A 15,261-nucleotide genomic window follows, 5' to 3' on the forward strand; every position below is an offset into this window, starting at 1 on the left:
TCGCTTGATCATGGCCGGAACACCCCGTAGCCGCGGGCGCCCTCCCACGTCGAGCAGCCGATCACCGAGAGGCAGATGCCGAGCACGGTGCGGGTGTCGCGCGGGTCGATGACGCCGTCGTCGTAGAGCATCCCGGAGAGGAAGTGCGGCAGGCTCTGCTCCTCCACGCTCTGCTCGATGAAGGCCCGCATGCCGGCGTCGGCCTCCTCGTCGTACGCCGCCCCCTTGGCCTCGGCGGCCGCCCTGGCCACGATGCTCAGCACCCCCGCCAGCTGCGCCGGACCCATCACGGCCGACTTGGCGCTCGGCCAGGTGAAGAGGAAGCGCGGGTCGAAGGCGCGACCGTTCATCCCGTAGTTGCCCGCGCCGTACGACGCCCCCATCACGACGGTCAGGTGGGGCACCGAGCTGTTGGAGACGGCGTTGATCATCTGCGCGCCGTGCTTGATGATCCCGCCCTGCTCGTACTCCGCGCCGACCATGTAGCCGGTCGTGTTGTGCAGGAAGAGCAGGGGCGTGTCGACCTGGTTGGCCAGCTGGATGAACTGCGTCGCCTTCTGCGCCTCCTCGCTGAAGAGCACCCCCTGGGCGTTGGCGAGGATGCCGACCGGGTGGCCGTGGATGCGCGCCCACCCGGTGACCAGCGACGTGCCGTAGAGCGGCTTGAACTCGTCGAAGGGCACCGCGTTGTGCTCGCTCGCCCCGTCGACGACGAGCCCGATGACCTCGCGCGGGTCGAAGGGCTCCTTGAGGTCGCTGGGCACCAGGTCGAGCAGCGTCTCGACGTCGCCCGCGGGCTCGGCGTACGCCGGGTCGGCCACCGGCCGCTTCGGCGGCCGCTGCAGCCTGGCCACGATGCGGCGTCCGATCCGCAGCGCGTCGTGCTCGTCGACGGCGAGGTAGTCGGCGAGGCCGGAGGTGCGCGCGTGCATCTCCGCGCCCCCGAGCGACTCGTCGTCGCTCTCCTCGCCGGTCGCCATCTTGACCAGCGGCGGGCCGCCGAGGAAGACCTTGGCCTGCTCCTTGACCATCACGGTGTAGTCGCTCATGCCGGGGATGTAGGCGCCCCCGGCGGTCGAGCTGCCGAAGACCAGCGCGATCGTGGGCTGCTTGCGGGCGCTGGAGCGGGTGATGTCGCGGAAGGTGCGGCCGCCCGGGATGAAGATCTCCTTCTGCGTGGGCAGGTCGGCGCCGCCCGACTCCACCAGCGCGATGGTCGGCAGGCCGTTCTCCTCCGCGATCTGCGCGGCGCGGAAGGCCTTCTTCACCGTCCACGGGTTGCTGGCGCCGCCCTTGACCGTCGGGTCGTTGGCGGTGATGACGCACTCGACGCCCTCGACCACCCCGATGCCGGTGACGATGCTGGCGCCGACGGTGAAGTCGGAGCCCCAGCCGGCGAGGGGCGAGAGCTCCAGGAAGGCGGAGCCGGGGTCGACGAGCAGCTCGATCCGCTCCCGCGGCAGCAGCCTGCCCCGGCGGTGGTGGCGCTCGACGTACTTCTCCCCGCCGCCGGCGACCGCCTTGGCGTGCTCGGCGTCCAGCGCGGCGACCTTCTCGAGCATCGCCTCCCGGTTGCTGCTCACGACTCGAGCACCGCCTTCATCCGCTGCAGCGTCGTCCGCATGCCGCGACGGTTGGTGCGGCCGCGCAGGTGGCCCAGCAGCAGCCAGTAGGCGCGGGTGGCGAGCGAGGGCTCGAGCCGGAAGTACTCGGTGACCCGGGTGCCGTCGCCCTCCGGCTGCAACCGGTAGCCCCAGTTGTTGACGGTGACGCTGTCGGAGCCCACCGACCACTCGAAGTGCCGCTCGGGCTCGCAAACCGTGACCTTGCAGCCCGACCAGTACGTCGGCCCGACGCCGTTGCGCTTGACGTGGCCCTTGAAGGTGGCGCCGACCTCCGGGCCGGTCGACCCGCGCGTCCAGCGGGCCTCGAAGGTCTCGGGCGAGAACTCGCCGATCCGGGTGACGTCGCTGACCAGCGCCCACACCTCGGCGGGCGGGGCGTCGACGTAGAGGGAGACCTCGTCGGTGAGCGGTGCGAGCAGCCTCATGGTCTCGGTCCTCTTTCGGGTGCAGGGGTCTCGACACGCTCCGTCACGGCCTCGTGCCTCGGCCGTGGTCGCTGCTCGACCACCGCCGTACGCGGCCGCTCCGCGCCCGCGTACCCCAACAGTCGTGCGGACAGGTCGGTGAGCACCTCGGTCGCGCCGCCGCCGATGCCGAGGATCCGGCTGTCGCGGTAGTGGCGCTCGACCTCGGTGCCGTGCATGTAGCCGGACCCGCCGTGCAGCTGCACGGCGCGGTCGACCACGTGGTCGCAGGCCTCGACGGCCGTCTGCTTGGCCAGGCAGGCCTCGGCGACGACGTCCTCGCCGGCCACGTGCCGCGCGGCGACCGCCCGGGTGTAGCTGCGGGCGACGTCGACCCGGCGGTGCATCTCCACCAGCTGGTGCTGCACCACCTGGCGGCTGGCGAGAGGACGGCCGAAGGTCTCCCGCTCGCGGGCGTACGCCGCCGCCAGCGCCAGCGAGCGCGCGGCTATGCCATAGGCGTGCACGGCCAGCGCGATCCGCTCGACGACGAACTGCTCGGCGATCTGCGCGAAGCCGCTGCCCTCCTCGCCGACCAGGTGGTCGACGGGCACACGCGCGGCGGCGTACGACAGCTCGGCGGTGTCGGAGCAGTGCCAGCCCATCTTGCGCAGCGCGCGGTCGACGGCGAGGCCGGGTGTGCCGCGCTCGACCACGAGCAGGCTGACGCCGCCGTGCCCGGGTCCTCCGGTGCGCACCGCGGTGGTGACGAAGTCGGCGCGCACGCCGCTGGTGATGAAGGTCTTGGCGCCGTCGACGACGTAGTGGTCGCCGTCGCGGACCGCCCGCGTCGTGATCGCGGCGACGTCGGAGCCCCCGCCCGGCTCGGTGACGGCGAGCGACCCGATGAGCTCGCCGGCCAGGGTCGGCCGCACCCAGCGGTCGACCTGCGCGGGGGTGCCGCGGGCCGCGAGGTGGGGCAGCGCGATGCCGCTGGTGAAGAGCGCCGCCGCGAGCCCGGAGGAGCCGCCGGCGTCGAAGAAGGCCTCCTGCATCGCGACGCTGTCGAGCAGGGTGCCGCCCTGGCCGCCGACCTCCTCGGGGAAGCCGACGCCCAGCAGCCCGGCCCGTGCCGCCGCCCGGTGCAGCGCGCGGGGCACCTCGCCGTCGTCCTCCCACCGCTGCAGGTGCGGGGCGACCTCGCGGCGCACGAAGGCGCGGGTGGTCTCCTGCAGCGCCAGCTGCTCGGGGGTCCAAGCGGTCACAGCAGCTCCTCGGGGATCTCGACGTACCGCGACCGCAGCCACTCACCGAGGCCCTTGGCCTGGGGGTCGAAGCGGGTGCCGGCCGCGACACCGTCGCCGAGCAGGCCCCGCAGCAGCACGTTGACGCCGTGCAGGTGGGGCAGCGGGTGCACCTCCACCTCGAGCCCGGCCGCCTCCGGCAGCAGCTCGCGCACCCGGTCGGGGGTGAGGAAGCCGAGCAGCCAGGCGGTGCGCTCGTCGAGCTGGTCGCCCTGCCCGACCCACACCCCCACGTTGGCGTCACCCCCCTTGTCACCCGACCTCGCGTGGCAGAAGGTGCCCAGCGGGACCCGCCGGGTGGGTCTACCCACGACGGGTGCGGCGGTCTCGAGGCTCGGCGCCAGGGCGCCTCGCACCTCGACCACCTCGGGCTGGTCGAGGTGCGAGGGCCCCTGGGCCCGAGCCTCGAGACCCAGTGAGACGGCTGCGGCGTCCGGCACGACCTCGGAGGTGCCGTCGGGGAGGTGGACGGTGTGGGTGACGAGCGCGCGGTCGACGTACGCCGCCCGGTAGACGCCGTACGGCGTGGCGCGGCCGGGCGGGGCGGTCATCGTGAAGCCGGGGTACGACGCGAGCGCGAGCTCGACCACGGCGCTGCTGAAGGCGCGGTCGACGCGGGCCTGGTCGGCGTCCTTGACCGTGCACCGCAGCAGCACCGAGGCGCCCTCCTCGGTGTCGGCGTCGGGCGCCGGCGCACGCACCGGCGACCACACCACCTCGGCGGCGTCGAGCCGCGGCGCCAGCTGCTCGCGGACCCAGTCGGCCTTGGCCTCGACGTCGAGGCCGGTGAGCACCAGCTCGACCGAGCTGCGCCAGCCGCCGAGCTCGTTGACGCAGACCTTCAGGGTCTCCGGCGGCGGCAGGCCGCGGACGCCGCTGACCGCCACGCGGTCCTCCCCCACCTGGGCGAGCCGCACGCTGTCGAGGTCGACGGTCACGTCGGGACCGAGGTAGTGCCGCGACTGCACCTCGTACATCAGCTGGGCCGTCACCGTGTCGACGGTGACGGCGCCACCGGTGCCCTCGTGCTTGGTGATGACCGACGAGCCGTCGGCCGCCACCTCCGCGAGCGGGAAGCCCAGCGGCCGGGCGTCGCGAGGCAGGTCGAGGAAGCCGGAGAAGTTGCCCCCGGTGGCTTGCGTGCCGCACTCGACCACGTGCCCGGCCACGACGGCGCCGGCGAGCTCGTCGAGCGCCTCGGGGCCCCAGCCGTGGTGCCAGGCGGCCGGGCCCACGACGAGCGAGGCGTCGGTGACGCGGCCGGTGACCACCACGTCGGCCCCGGCCCCGAGCGCCCGCGCGACGCCGAGGCCGCCGAGGTAGGCGTTGGCCGTGAGCGCGCCGTCCCAGCCGAGCTCCTGGGCCCGCGGCAGCAGGTCGTCGCCGTCGACGTGCGCGATGGCGGGGTCGAGACCGAGCCCGCCCGCGACCTCGCGCAGCGCGGCCACCAGTCCGCCGGGGTTGAGCCCGCCGGCGTTGGCGACCACCTTCACGCCGCGCTCGAGCACCTCGCCGAGGCAGTCCTCGAGCTGCCGCACGAAGGTCTTGGCGTAGCCCAGCGAGGCGTCGCGCATCCGGTCCCGGCCCAGGATCAGCATGGTCAGCTCGGCGAGGTAGTCGCCGGTGACGACGTCGACCGGTCCTCCGGTGACCACCTCCCGCATCGCGGCCAGCCGGTCGCCGTAGAAGCCGGAGCAGTTGGCGATCCTGATCGGCTCGCTCACGACCGCGGCTCCCGTCCGGGGCCGGGCTGCCCGGCGAAGGCCTGGGCGAGGTCGAGCCAGCGGTCGGCGTCGGGCCCGGTGGCGACGAGGTCGAGGTCGTCGCGGTGGCGACGCTGGGTGACCCGCAGGCAGAAGTCGTAGGCCGGCCCGGTCACCCGCTGCGCCGCGTCGTCCGGGCCCCAGGTCCAGAGCTCGCCCGAGGGCGCGACCAGCTCGACGCGCGGCTCCTCCTCCGGCGGCACCAGGCCGTGCAGGCCGAGGGCGAAGCGGCGGGTGCGCACGCCGAGGTGGGCGACGTGGCGGATCCGGTCGGTCGGCGCGACCTCGACGCCGAGCGCCTCGGCCACGTCGAGCCCGTGGGCCCAGGCCTCCATGAAGCGCGCGGTCGCCATCGAGGTCGGGCTCATCGGCGGGCCGAACCACGGCAGCCGCTCGCCCGGCGGGTGGTCCCGCAGCGCCGCGGCCAGCGCTGCCCGGCCCTCGCGCCAGCGCTGCAGCAGTGCCGGCTCGTGGGCCCCGGCGAGCGCCGTGCGGTCGACGAAGCCGTCGGGATCGGCGAGCGCCTCGAGCACCAGTGCGTCCCAGGCGGCCTTGTCGGTGGCGGCGTACGTCGCGGCGGTGTCGGTCCAGCGCAGGTGGGAGACCTGGGCGCCGACGTCCCAGCCCGCGGCCGGCGTGGGGGTGCGCCACCCTGCCTCGTCGAGCCCGGCGACGAGGTCGTCGAGCACCTGGGTCTCGGTGGCCAGGTCGTCCAGCACCTGCTCGAGCGCGCTCACGCGGACCTCAGCTCCGTGTCGAGCGTCCGGGCCCAGGCGTCGACGATGCGACGCCGCCGTGCGGAGTCGTCGCTGATGGTGTTGGCCAGCCCGAGGCCGCGCACGAGGTCCAGCGTCGCCTGCACCAGCTCGCGCACCCGCGGCTGGGACTCGTCGGCGCCGAGCGCCTCGACGGCGATCTGGTGCGCCTCGCGCCCCACGCGCTGCTCGAGCGGGACGACGGCCTCGCGCAGCGCGGGGTCGGTGCGCGCCGCGACCCACAGCTCGAGCGCGGCGTCGAAGACGGGCGAGGTGAAGTGCTCCGCGAGCATCTCCACGACCGCGCGGGTACGCCGCCGCCCCCGCGGCAGCCGTGCCGCCGCCTCGCGCAGCTCCTGGCCCCGCACCTCGCTGAGGTGCTCGACGGCGGCGAGCACCAGGTCGGCCTTGGTCGGGAAGTGGTGCAGCTGCGCGCCCCGGCTCACCCCGGCGCGCTCGGAGACCAGCGTGGTGGACGTGCCGCTCCAGCCGCGCTCGACCAGGCACTCGACCGTGGCCTCGAGCAGCCGCTGCCGCATCGCGCGGGTGCGCTCCTCCTGCGGCACACGGGTGGCGGTCACGCGGCCGATCCTGGCCCGCGACAAACAAACAGTCAAGACTGACTGTTAGTGGATCCTGCCCCCGCGGCCGACAGCTGGCACGGCGGGTCGATCGTCCCCCCAAGTCGGCGATCGAACCGCGACGTCAGCTGTCGGCCCCTCCTGGAGGTGACGACGGTGCCGGCCGTACGCCCCAGCCGTCGCCCCCTGCGACGACCGGGACGCTGAGACTCCCCCTCATGACCGACACCGCCGCCACGGCGGTCGCCGCCCCCCGGCGTACCGGGCCCGACGGCGTGCTCGGGACGGCCCTCGACGTCGCGAGGCAGCACGTGCGGTGCGGCATGGGCTGCTCCTCCCGTGAGGCGGCTCCGGTGAGCCGAGGACCTGGACACGAGGGTGATCGACCGACGCGCCGAGGACCTAACGAAACCCGGACAGAGGCGTCGAAAACCTGCTATCGCCCTAGACCGGTTGCTAGACCAGCGACCCAGGAAATTCGGACTGGCGCGTTCTCGGGACGGCGGCCTCGGCGTCCTGTCATCCTGCGCGCCGCCCGGCCTGGGCCGCCTCGGGCCGCCCCGGGGCGGTCTCGCCGTCGGGACGCCACCGGTAGATTTCCCCGCGTGACGATCCTCGACGACGCCCGCGACGGCATGGACCTCGACGTACGCCCGCAGGACGACCTCTTCGGCCACGTCAACGGCCACTGGCTGGAGACCACCGAGATCCCCGGCGACCGCTCCTCCTGGGGGCCCTTCGTCCGGCTCGCGGAGCAGGCCGAGGAGCACGTCCGCGAGATCATCGAGGACTGCGCCGCCGGCCGGGTCGAGGGCGAGGACGCCCAGAAGATCGGCGACCTCTTCGCCAGCTTCATGGACGAGGAGCGCATCGAGCGGCTGGGCTACAGCCCGATCCTGCCGCTGCTCGAGGAGATCGAGCAGGTGCAGGACCTCCCCGCCCTCGCCGCCTTCGTCGGCTCCTTCGAGCGCCGCGGCGGCAGCGGCCTCTTCGGCTCCTTCGTCGACACCGACGACCGCGACTCCGAGCGCTACCTGGTGCAGGTCGGCCAGGGCGGCATCGGCCTGCCCGACGAGAGCTACTACCGCGAGGAGAAGTTCGCCGAGATCCGCGAGAAGTACCTCGCCTACCTCGAGCGGGTGCTCACGCTGGCCGAGCGTCCCGACCCCGCCGGCACCGCCGCCCGCGTGCTGGCGCTGGAGACCCGGATCGCCGAGGGCCACTGGGAGCGCGCCGAGACCCGCGACGTCATCAAGACCTACAACCTGCGCACCCTGACCGACCTCCAGGGCGCCGTGCCGAGCTTCGACTTCACGGCGTGGGCGACCACGCTCGGCGGCTCGGAGGCGACGATCGCCGAGACGATCGTGCGGCAGCCCTCCTTCTTCGACCACCTCGAGGTCGTGCTGGGCGAGACCGACCTGGCCGACTGGCGCGCGTTCCTGACCGTGCGCGCGATCCGCACGGCGGCGGCGTACCTCTCGGGCGACTTCGTCGAGGCCAACTTCGACTTCTACGGCCGCACCCTCTCCGGCACCCCCGAGCTGCGCGCCCGATGGAAGCGCGGCGTCGGCCTGGTCGAGGGCGCGCTCGGCGAGGCCGTGGGCCGCGAGTACGTCGCCCGGCACTTCCCGCCGCGCTCGAAGGAGGCGATGGACGACCTCGTCGCCCACCTGATCGAGGCCTACCGCCAGTCGATCAACGACCTCGACTGGATGACCGAGGAGACCAAGCGCCGGGCGCACGAGAAGCTCGACACCTTCCTGCCCAAGATCGGCTACCCGGTCAAGTGGCGCGACTACTCGCCGCTGGAGATCAGCGCCGACGACCTGCTCGGCAACGTCCTCGCGTCGACGGCGTACGAGACCGACCGCGAGCTGCGCAAGATCGGCAGCCCGGTCGACCGCGACGAGTGGTTCATGCTCCCGCAGACGGTCAACGCCTACTACAACCCCGGCACCAACGAGATCTGCTTCCCCGCCGGCATCCTGCAGCGGCCCTTCTTCGACGCCGACGCCGACCCGGCGGAGAACTACGGCGGCATCGGCGCCGTGATCGGCCACGAGATCGGCCACGGCTTCGACGACCAGGGCGCGCAGTACGACGGCGCCGGCAACCTCAACGACTGGTGGACCGCCGACGACAAGGCCGCCTTCGAGCAGCGCAGCAAGGCCCTGATCGCGCAGTACGACGGCTACGAGCCGCGCGACCTGCCCGGCGAGAAGGTCAACGGCGCGCTCACCGTCGGGGAGAACATCGGCGACCTCGGTGGCCTGACGATCGGCCTGAAGGCCTACCGGATCTTCCTCGACGGCCAGGAGCCGCCGGTCGTCGACGGCCGCACCGGCGTGCAGCGGCTCTTCATGAACTGGGCCTACTGCTGGCGCACCAAGCGTCGCAAGGAGCTCGCCCAGACCTTCCTGGCCACCGACCCGCACTCCCCGCCGGAGTTCCGCGCCAACATCGCCCGCAACCTCGCCGAGTTCGTCGAGGCCTTCGACGTACGCCCCGGCGACGGCCTGTGGCTCGACCCGGAGGACCGCATCCGGATCTGGTAGCGGAGCGCCGAGGGGCGGCGGTCCGCTCGGTCATGCCGACGACCGAGCGGCTCTCTCTCCTGCCCGACGTCGCCACGAAGTCTGCCGCTTCGCCAAGCGCACAACCTTGGCGAAGTGGCGACGTCACTGGTCAACCAGTGACTTTGCCCGCGCCGAGGACCTCCGCCGAGTGGCGGCGTACGCCCGGGCCGTCGCGGCGGCAACACGACATGTCCCGCGACGTAGCCACGAAGTCTGCCGCTTCGCCAAGAGCACAACCTTGGCGAAGCGGCGACGTCACTGGTCAACCAGTGACTTCGCCCAGGGACCGGCGTCAGCCGAGCTCGGCGAGCAGCGACTGACGCCACTCCTCGGTCTGGGCGATCTGGTTGAAGGTGAAGACGTGGAGGCCCTCGATGCCGCTGCCGGGCTGGGCGGCGACGGTGGCGCAGTCGCGCAGGAAGCGCTCGCCGGTGAAGCCGCCGGGGGCGGCGAGGCGGGCGAAGGTGCCCTTGTGCTTGGCCAGGAAGCGGGTCGACTCGCCGACGCCGATCTTGGTCGCCATGGTGAGCAGCTTGGCGCGGTCGATGGGGCCGGGCATGCCGAGCAGCAGCGGCATGGTGATGCCGCGCAGCCGCATCCGGGCCACCCAGTCGCGGATGGTGGCGGGGTCGAAGGTCAGGTTGCTGACGACGTGGGTGGCGTGGCGGCGCTTGTCCCACATCGCCTGCACCGTCAGGTCGTCGGCGATCGTGGGGTGGCTCTCGGGGTAGCCGGCGATGCCCACGTGGGTGAAGGGGTCCTCGAGCGTCGCGAGGTCCTCCAGCAGCGCGAAGGCGTCGACGTAGTCGCCCGCGGGCTCGGCGTCCCCGCCGGGCACGAAGACCGAGGAGATGCCGGCCTGGCGGAGCCGGGCGCGGATCTCGACCAGCTCGGCGTGGTCGCGCACCATGCGCGCGGCCAGGTGCGGGACGACGGTGAAGCCGTGGCCGGCGAGGGTCTCCGAGAGCGCCAGCGTCGCCTCGAGCCCCTTGCCCGGCGAGGCGGTGACGGTGACGGCGACGTCGCGGGGCACCGAGGCGACGACCTTCTCCTCGGTCGTCGCGGTCGGCAGCACCTCGTAGCGCGCGTGCTGCAGCAGCCGGCGCATGGCCTGGTCGCGGGCCTCGCGGGTGCCACGGCGGCCGAGCGGCGAGGACTTCAGAGCGGACATGGTGCCTCCTCGGGCTGGGGACTGACGAGGCGCCGCAGGGCGAGGGCGAGCCCCCCGACGCCGGTGGGGACGACGTGCAGCGGCAGCCCGAGCCGGTCCGCGGCGTCCTGGGCGAGCGGGCGCAGCTCGGCCAGCTCGGCCGGGTCCTCGCTCTGGGCCAGCCACACCACGCGGGTGTAGTGGCGGAAGTAGTCGTCGAGCAGCTCGGGGTGGCGGTCGAGCCCCAGCTCCTGCTCGACGGTGCGCGCGAAGGAGCGCACCAGGAAGTCGGTGAGCAGGTAGCTGCCCGGCTCGGCCTCGAGGACCGCCTCGACGGTCTCGGGGCCGGCGAAGACGTCGTAGCAGTGCAGCCCCGGCAGCCGCGTGAGGCCGAGCCGCGCGCAGACCTCGTCGAGAGCGCCGTAGGTGCCGCAGTCGGCGTACCCCACCACCACCCGGTCGTACGCCGCCGCGAGCCGCGACGCGAGCCCCTCGACCTCGCCGGCGATGCGCTCGGGCCGGTTGTGCAGCAGCGGCGGCAGCGGGTGCACGTCGAGCGGCCAGCCCTCGGCGGCGGCCACCCGGGCCGCGGGCTGCGCGATCGCCCCGCACGCGATCAGCGCCAGCCTCCTCGCTGGTCGAGGTGCGAGGGCCCCCTGGGCCCGAGCCTCGAGACCCGGTGACGTGCGCGCCGCCGTCGGGTGCAGGGGTTTCGAGGCTCGCTGCGCTCGCACCTCAACCACCCTGGGCCCCCGGGAAGGCGAGCTGCTCGATGAAGCGGTCGTTGAAGTCGCTGCGGTCGGAGAGCTCGACGTAGGCCACCTGCTCGAGCAGGGCCTCGGCGCCGGCGCGCTCGCGGTGGGAGAGCAGCGCCATCTTGGCGCCCTCGCCCGCGACGTTGCCCGCCGAGACGATCCGCAGCACGGGCAGCGTCGGGACCAGCCCGATCCGCACCGCGGAGGCGGGTGAGAGGTAGGAGCCGAAGGACCCGGCGAGCAGGACCTGCTGCACGTCGTCGTGGGTGAGGCCGAGCTCCTCGAGCAGCAGCGTCCAGCCGGTGGCGATGGCCCCCTTGGCGAACTGCAGCTCGCGCACGTCGCGCTGGGAGAGGTAGACGCACTCCGCGGTCGGCGACTCCGGCGTCGGGCGGTGCAGCACGAAGACGCGCTCCTCACCGACCTTCTCCATCCGCTGCGCCAGCGCCGGGGAGATCGCGGCGGCGGCCTCGTCGGTGACCAGGCGGCCGGAGCCGTCGAGCAGGCCGACCTTGACCAGCTCGGCCACCGCGTCGACCAGTCCCGAGCCGCACAGGCCGCGCGCCTCGACGTCGCCGATCACGCCGAGCTCGACGGTGCCGGCGTCGGCCTCGATGCGCACCACCTCGATGGCGCCGTCGGCCGCGCGCATGCCGCAGCGGATGGCGCCGCCCTCGAAGGCCGGTCCGGCCGGGGCTGCCGTGGAGACGACGGTCTCGCCGTCGCTGAGCACGATCTCGCAGTTGGTGCCGACGTCGATGAAGAGCCGGGTGCGCTTGTCGCGGTCCATGCCGGTGGCGAGGATGCCGGCGACGATGTCGCCGCCGACGTAGGCGCCGAGCGAGGGGAAGACGACGGCGCGCGCCCGCGGGTGCAGCGAGAGCCCCAGCTCGGCGGCCGCCACGACCGGCGGGTGGGCCGAGGACATCACGAAGGGGGCGACCCCCAGCGGCTCGGGGTCGATGCCCAGCGCCAGCGCCGTCATGGTCGCGTTGCCCGCGATGGCGACCTCGTAGACCTGCGTCGGGTCGACGCCGCCCTCGGCGCAGACCTGCTGGGCGAGCTCGTCGAGGGTCTCCCCGGCGAGCGACTGGAGCCGTGCGAGCGCGTCGGGGTCCATCATCGTGGCGCTGATGCGGGTGATCACGTCGCCGCCGAAGGGCTGCTGCTTGTTGAGCCGCGAGGCCACGGCCACCGGCGTGCCGGTGCCGAGGTCGAGCAGCGTGGCGACCACCGTGGTGGTGCCGAGGTCGTAGGCGACGGCGTAGCGCGTGGCCGTGGTGTCGCCGGGCTCGACGTCGACCAGCTCGTCGTCGACGACGACGGCGGTGACCTTCCAGTCGGCGTCGCGCAGCACGCCCGGCAGCAGCCGCAGCACCGCGAGCGGCACCCGGAGCTCGAGGTCGTCGACGGCGTCGGAGAGCCGCTGCAGGTCGGTGCGCTGGTCGGCGAGCGTGGGCTCGGTCAACTCGACGTAGCGCTTCTGCACCGCCGGGCGCAGGATCACCTGCCGTCCGACCCCGACCGTGGCGGCCTTGGGCCGGGTGGTGAGCGGCGGCACCTCGACCGCCAGGTCCTGCGTCGCGGTGGCCAGGCAGGCCAGCCGCCAGCCCTGGGCCAGCTCGCCCTCGCTGAAGGTACGGCGGTCGTGGCGCGAGACCGGCGTGGGCACGTCGAGGCGCACCTTGCACTTGTGGCAGGTGCCGTGGCCGCCGCAGGTGGAGTCGATCGCGATGCCGTTCCACGACGCGGAGTCGAAGACGGTGACGCCGGGGGGCACCCGCACCGCGCGGTCCTGCCCGTCGGTGACGGTGAAGGAGAGCTGCACCCGGCCGCTGCCGTCGTGCGCGGGCGTGGGCGCCCCCGGTACGGCGACCAGCCCCTCCCGGCCGACCTGGTCGAGCGTGGCCTCGTCGGCCAGCCCGGGCGGCGGGCTGGCCGGGCGGGTCACGAGACGCCGGCGGGAGCCTGCGCGGCCGCTTCCTCGGCGGCCCGCTGCATCTCCCGATGACGCGAGATCCATGCCATGCCCCACTCGTCGTGGCCGAGGAGCAGGTCGGCAGCGCGTACGGCGGCGACGACGCTCGGCGTGCGGGCGTCCATGATCGCGCTGGAGAGCCCCGCGGTCATGGCCATCGCGAGCCAGGCGCCGTTGAGCTCGTGGCGCCCCGGCATGCCGAAGGAGACGTTGGAGGCGCCGCAGGTCATGTTCATGCCCCACGTCTCGCGGATGCCGCGCATCGTCGCGAGGGTGGAGATCCCGGTCGCCTGGTCGGCGCCGATGGGCATGGCCAACGGGTCGATGACGATGTCCTCGATCGCGATGCCGTACTCCTGCGTCGCGACCCGGACGATCTTCTCCACCAGCTCGAGGCGCTTCTCGGCCTCCATCGGGATCTCGTCGACGTCGTTGGGCAGCGCGACGACGGCGGCGTCGTACTTCTTGACCAGCGGCAGCACCTGCTCGAGACGCTCGTCCTCGGCGGTGATGGAGTTGACCAGCGCGCGGCCCTGGTAGACCGACAGGCCGGCCTCGAGCGCCTCGACGACCGAGGAGTCGATGCAGATCGGCAGGTCGGTCATGCCCTGCACCATCGTGATGACCTTGGCGAGCAGCTCGGCCTCGTCGACCAGCGGGACGCCCATGTTGACGTCGAGGACGTCGGCGCCGCCGAGCACCTGTGCCTTGACGTCGCGCTCGATCGCGGAGAGGTCACCGGCCTTGATCTGCTCCTGGAAGATGCGACGCCCCGTGGGGTTGAGCCGCTCCCCGATGACGCAGAAGGGCAGGTCGCTGCCGATGACGACCTCGCGGGAGGCCGAGCGGATGGAGGTGTGGAGCGGGGTGGCGGGGGTGGTCTCTGACATCAGGCGGGCACCTTTGCGCGTCGGGTGGCGAGGAGGTCCTTGGCACGGCGTACGCAGCCGGACGCGTCGGCGGCGTAGCCGTCGGCACCGACCGCGTCGGCGTACTCCTGGGTGACGGGGGCACCGCCGACCATGACGATCACGTCGTCGCGCATGCCGGCCTTCTGCAGCGCGTTGATGTTGGCCTTGAACATCGGCATGGTCGTGGTGAGGAACGCCGAGAAGCCGACGATGTCGGGCTGGTGCTCCTGGATCTTGGCGATGAAGGTCTCGGGGGCCACCTGCACGCCGAGGTCGATGACCTCGAAGCCCGCGCCCTCGAGCATGATGTTGACGAGGTTCTTGCCGATGTCGTGCACGTCGCCCTTGACCGTGCCCATCAGGAACTTGCCGATGGTCTCGACCCCGGTCTCGGCCAGCAGCGGCCGCAGCACCTCCATCGCGCCGGCCATCGCGCGACCGGCGATGAGCATCTCGGGGACGAAGAAGTCGCCGCGCTCGAAGCGCGCCCCGACCTCCTCCAGCGACGGGATCAGGGCCTCGAAGAGCATCGTCTGCGGCTCCATGCCGAGGCCGAGGCCCTCGTGGGTGAGCTCGAGGACGCGTGGGCCGTTGCCGACCAGGGTCTCGTCGAAGAGGCCGCGCAGGACTTCCTCAGGGGTCATGACGTGGGTCCTTTCGTGCTGGAGCCGCGGCGGAGCTGCCGGGACAGCCGCTCCGTGTGCTCGACCAGGAATCGCCCGACCTCCTCCGCGCGCGCCTCCAGGCGCGTCGTGGGACCGGACACACCGACCGCGGCGACGACGTCGTCGTCCGGGCCGAAGATGGGGGCGGCGATGCCGGAGAGACCGAGCTCCAGCTCGTCGAAGGTGGTGGCGTAGCCGCGCTCGCGCACCCAGGCCAAGTCGTCGTCGAGGTCGCCGCGCACCGCGAGGGTCTGCGAGGTCGGCGTGGCGAGCCGGCCGTCGGGCACGTCCAGCGCCTTCCACGCGAGCAGCACCTTGCCGAGCGCCGAGCAGTGGACCGGCACCTCGACGTCGTTCCAGTCGGGGGCGCCCAGCAGGTAGCTGCCCTCCACCTGGGCGATGTGCTCCACGCGGCCGCCGTTGGCGACCCCGAGGTGGGTGGTCTCGCGGGTCTCGGCCGCGACGGCCTCGAGCACGGGCGTCGCCAGCCGGGCCAGCTGGGCGTTGCGGTCGTGGCGGGCGGCGTACAGCACGAAGAGCGGGCCGCCGACGTACTCCCCCTGCTGGGTGCGCTCGACCAGGTGGGTGCGCTCGAGGGCCGCCATCAGCCGCGAGGTGGTCGACCTGGCCAGGCCGGTGGCCTCGGTCAGCTCGCCGAAGGTCACGGGCGCGTCGGCCTCGACGACCATCGTCAGCAGCGCGGCCGCGCGGTCGACGGCCTGCGTGCCGCTGCCCTCGCCCGCGGCGCCGGCGGTCACCCTTGACCGTCCCTCGGCGCGCGAGGGAGAGTG

The 15,261-nt window shown here is 73.3% G+C and carries 13 protein-coding genes; 1 reads left to right on the top strand and 12 read right to left on the bottom strand.

All coding sequences use genetic code 11. The features are described from left to right. Positions 1-8 precede the first annotated feature (8 nt). From IG63_RS0105705 to IG63_RS0105730, 6 genes are read right to left on the bottom strand one after another with little or no spacing between them, the layout of a single operon-like run. Positions 9-1,562 carry an acyl-CoA carboxylase subunit beta gene (locus tag IG63_RS0105705; protein ID WP_051706283.1) on the bottom strand — a complete coding sequence of 518 codons (1,554 nt, stop codon included), beginning with the start codon at positions 1,560-1,562 and terminating at the stop codon, positions 9-11. A 17-nt stretch (positions 1,563-1,579) separates the two neighbouring features. Then, complete coding sequence (locus tag IG63_RS0105710) at positions 1,580-2,050, bottom strand: SRPBCC family protein (RefSeq protein ID WP_030483417.1); 471 nt, start codon at positions 2,048-2,050, stop codon at positions 1,580-1,582. Further along, positions 2,047-3,294 carry an acyl-CoA dehydrogenase family protein gene (locus IG63_RS0105715; RefSeq protein ID WP_084596686.1) on the bottom strand — a complete coding sequence of 416 codons (1,248 nt, stop codon included), beginning with the start codon at positions 3,292-3,294 and terminating at the stop codon, positions 2,047-2,049. The genes IG63_RS0105710 and IG63_RS0105715 overlap by 4 nt, the downstream gene beginning before the upstream one ends. Further along, positions 3,291-5,057, bottom strand: a complete 1,767-nt coding sequence (locus IG63_RS0105720; RefSeq protein WP_030483419.1) for an acyclic terpene utilization AtuA family protein — start codon at positions 5,055-5,057, stop codon at positions 3,291-3,293. The genes IG63_RS0105715 and IG63_RS0105720 overlap by 4 nt, the downstream gene beginning before the upstream one ends. Continuing rightward, positions 5,054-5,833, bottom strand: coding sequence for a TIGR03084 family metal-binding protein (locus tag IG63_RS0105725; protein ID WP_030483420.1), 780 nt, complete (start codon positions 5,831-5,833; stop codon positions 5,054-5,056). Before IG63_RS0105725 ends, IG63_RS0105720 begins: the two co-directional genes overlap by 4 nt. Further along, complete coding sequence (locus tag IG63_RS0105730) at positions 5,830-6,432, bottom strand: TetR family transcriptional regulator (protein ID WP_030483421.1); 603 nt, start codon at positions 6,430-6,432, stop codon at positions 5,830-5,832. Before IG63_RS0105730 ends, IG63_RS0105725 begins: the two co-directional genes overlap by 4 nt. 605 nt (positions 6,433-7,037) lie before the next feature. Here IG63_RS0105730 and IG63_RS0105735 point away from each other — a divergent pair. Beyond that, positions 7,038-8,990: a M13 family metallopeptidase gene (locus tag IG63_RS0105735; protein WP_030483422.1), complete on the top strand. Its 1,953-nt coding sequence runs from the start codon at positions 7,038-7,040 to the stop codon at positions 8,988-8,990. A 313-nt stretch (positions 8,991-9,303) separates the two neighbouring features. Here IG63_RS0105735 and IG63_RS0105740 read toward each other — a convergent pair whose 3' ends face one another. The 6 genes from IG63_RS0105740 to IG63_RS0105765 all read right to left on the bottom strand — a co-directional run bounded on the left by IG63_RS0105740 (position 9,304) and on the right by IG63_RS0105765 (position 15,228). Continuing rightward, positions 9,304-10,182 (bottom strand): methylenetetrahydrofolate reductase, encoded by an 879-nt coding sequence (locus IG63_RS0105740; RefSeq protein WP_211249198.1) that lies wholly within the window; start codon positions 10,180-10,182, stop codon positions 9,304-9,306. Next, entirely contained in the window at positions 10,170-10,742 is a 573-nt protein-coding gene (locus IG63_RS0105745; RefSeq protein ID WP_211249199.1) for a DUF1638 domain-containing protein, read from the bottom strand. The genes IG63_RS0105740 and IG63_RS0105745 overlap by 13 nt, the downstream gene beginning before the upstream one ends. 154 nt (positions 10,743-10,896) lie before the next feature. Further along, positions 10,897-12,867, bottom strand: a complete 1,971-nt coding sequence (locus IG63_RS0105750) for an ASKHA domain-containing protein (protein ID WP_211249200.1) — start codon at positions 12,865-12,867, stop codon at positions 10,897-10,899. Next, entirely contained in the window at positions 12,864-13,784 is a 921-nt protein-coding gene (locus IG63_RS0105755; protein WP_030483426.1) for a methyltetrahydrofolate--corrinoid methyltransferase, read from the bottom strand. The genes IG63_RS0105750 and IG63_RS0105755 overlap by 4 nt, the downstream gene beginning before the upstream one ends. Continuing rightward, positions 13,784-14,449, bottom strand: coding sequence for a corrinoid protein (locus tag IG63_RS0105760; protein ID WP_030483427.1), 666 nt, complete (start codon positions 14,447-14,449; stop codon positions 13,784-13,786). The genes IG63_RS0105755 and IG63_RS0105760 overlap by 1 nt, the downstream gene beginning before the upstream one ends. Beyond that, positions 14,446-15,228, bottom strand: coding sequence for an IclR family transcriptional regulator (locus IG63_RS0105765; protein WP_030483428.1), 783 nt, complete (start codon positions 15,226-15,228; stop codon positions 14,446-14,448). The genes IG63_RS0105760 and IG63_RS0105765 overlap by 4 nt, the downstream gene beginning before the upstream one ends. Between the last annotated feature and the right edge of the window lie 33 nt (positions 15,229-15,261).

The organism is Nocardioides aequoreus (assembly GCF_000720335.1).
Lineage (GTDB): Bacteria > Actinomycetota > Actinomycetes > Propionibacteriales > Nocardioidaceae > Marmoricola > Marmoricola aequoreus.

What these genes read in the sequence shown, in the direction of transcription:
- IG63_RS0105705 (WP_051706283.1), bottom strand. Translation starts at nt 1,562, where the DNA reads ATGCTCGAGAAGGTCGCCGCGCTGGACGCCGAGCACGCCAAGGCGGTC.
- IG63_RS0105710 (WP_030483417.1), bottom strand. Translation starts at nt 2,050, where the DNA reads ATGAGGCTGCTCGCACCGCTCACCGACGAGGTCTCCCTCTACGTCGAC.
- IG63_RS0105740 (WP_211249198.1), bottom strand. Translation starts at nt 10,182, where the DNA reads ATGTCCGCTCTGAAGTCCTCGCCGCTCGGCCGCCGTGGCACCCGCGAG.
- IG63_RS0105755 (WP_030483426.1), bottom strand. Translation starts at nt 13,784, where the DNA reads ATGTCAGAGACCACCCCCGCCACCCCGCTCCACACCTCCATCCGCTCG.
- IG63_RS0105760 (WP_030483427.1), bottom strand. Translation starts at nt 14,449, where the DNA reads ATGACCCCTGAGGAAGTCCTGCGCGGCCTCTTCGACGAGACCCTGGTC.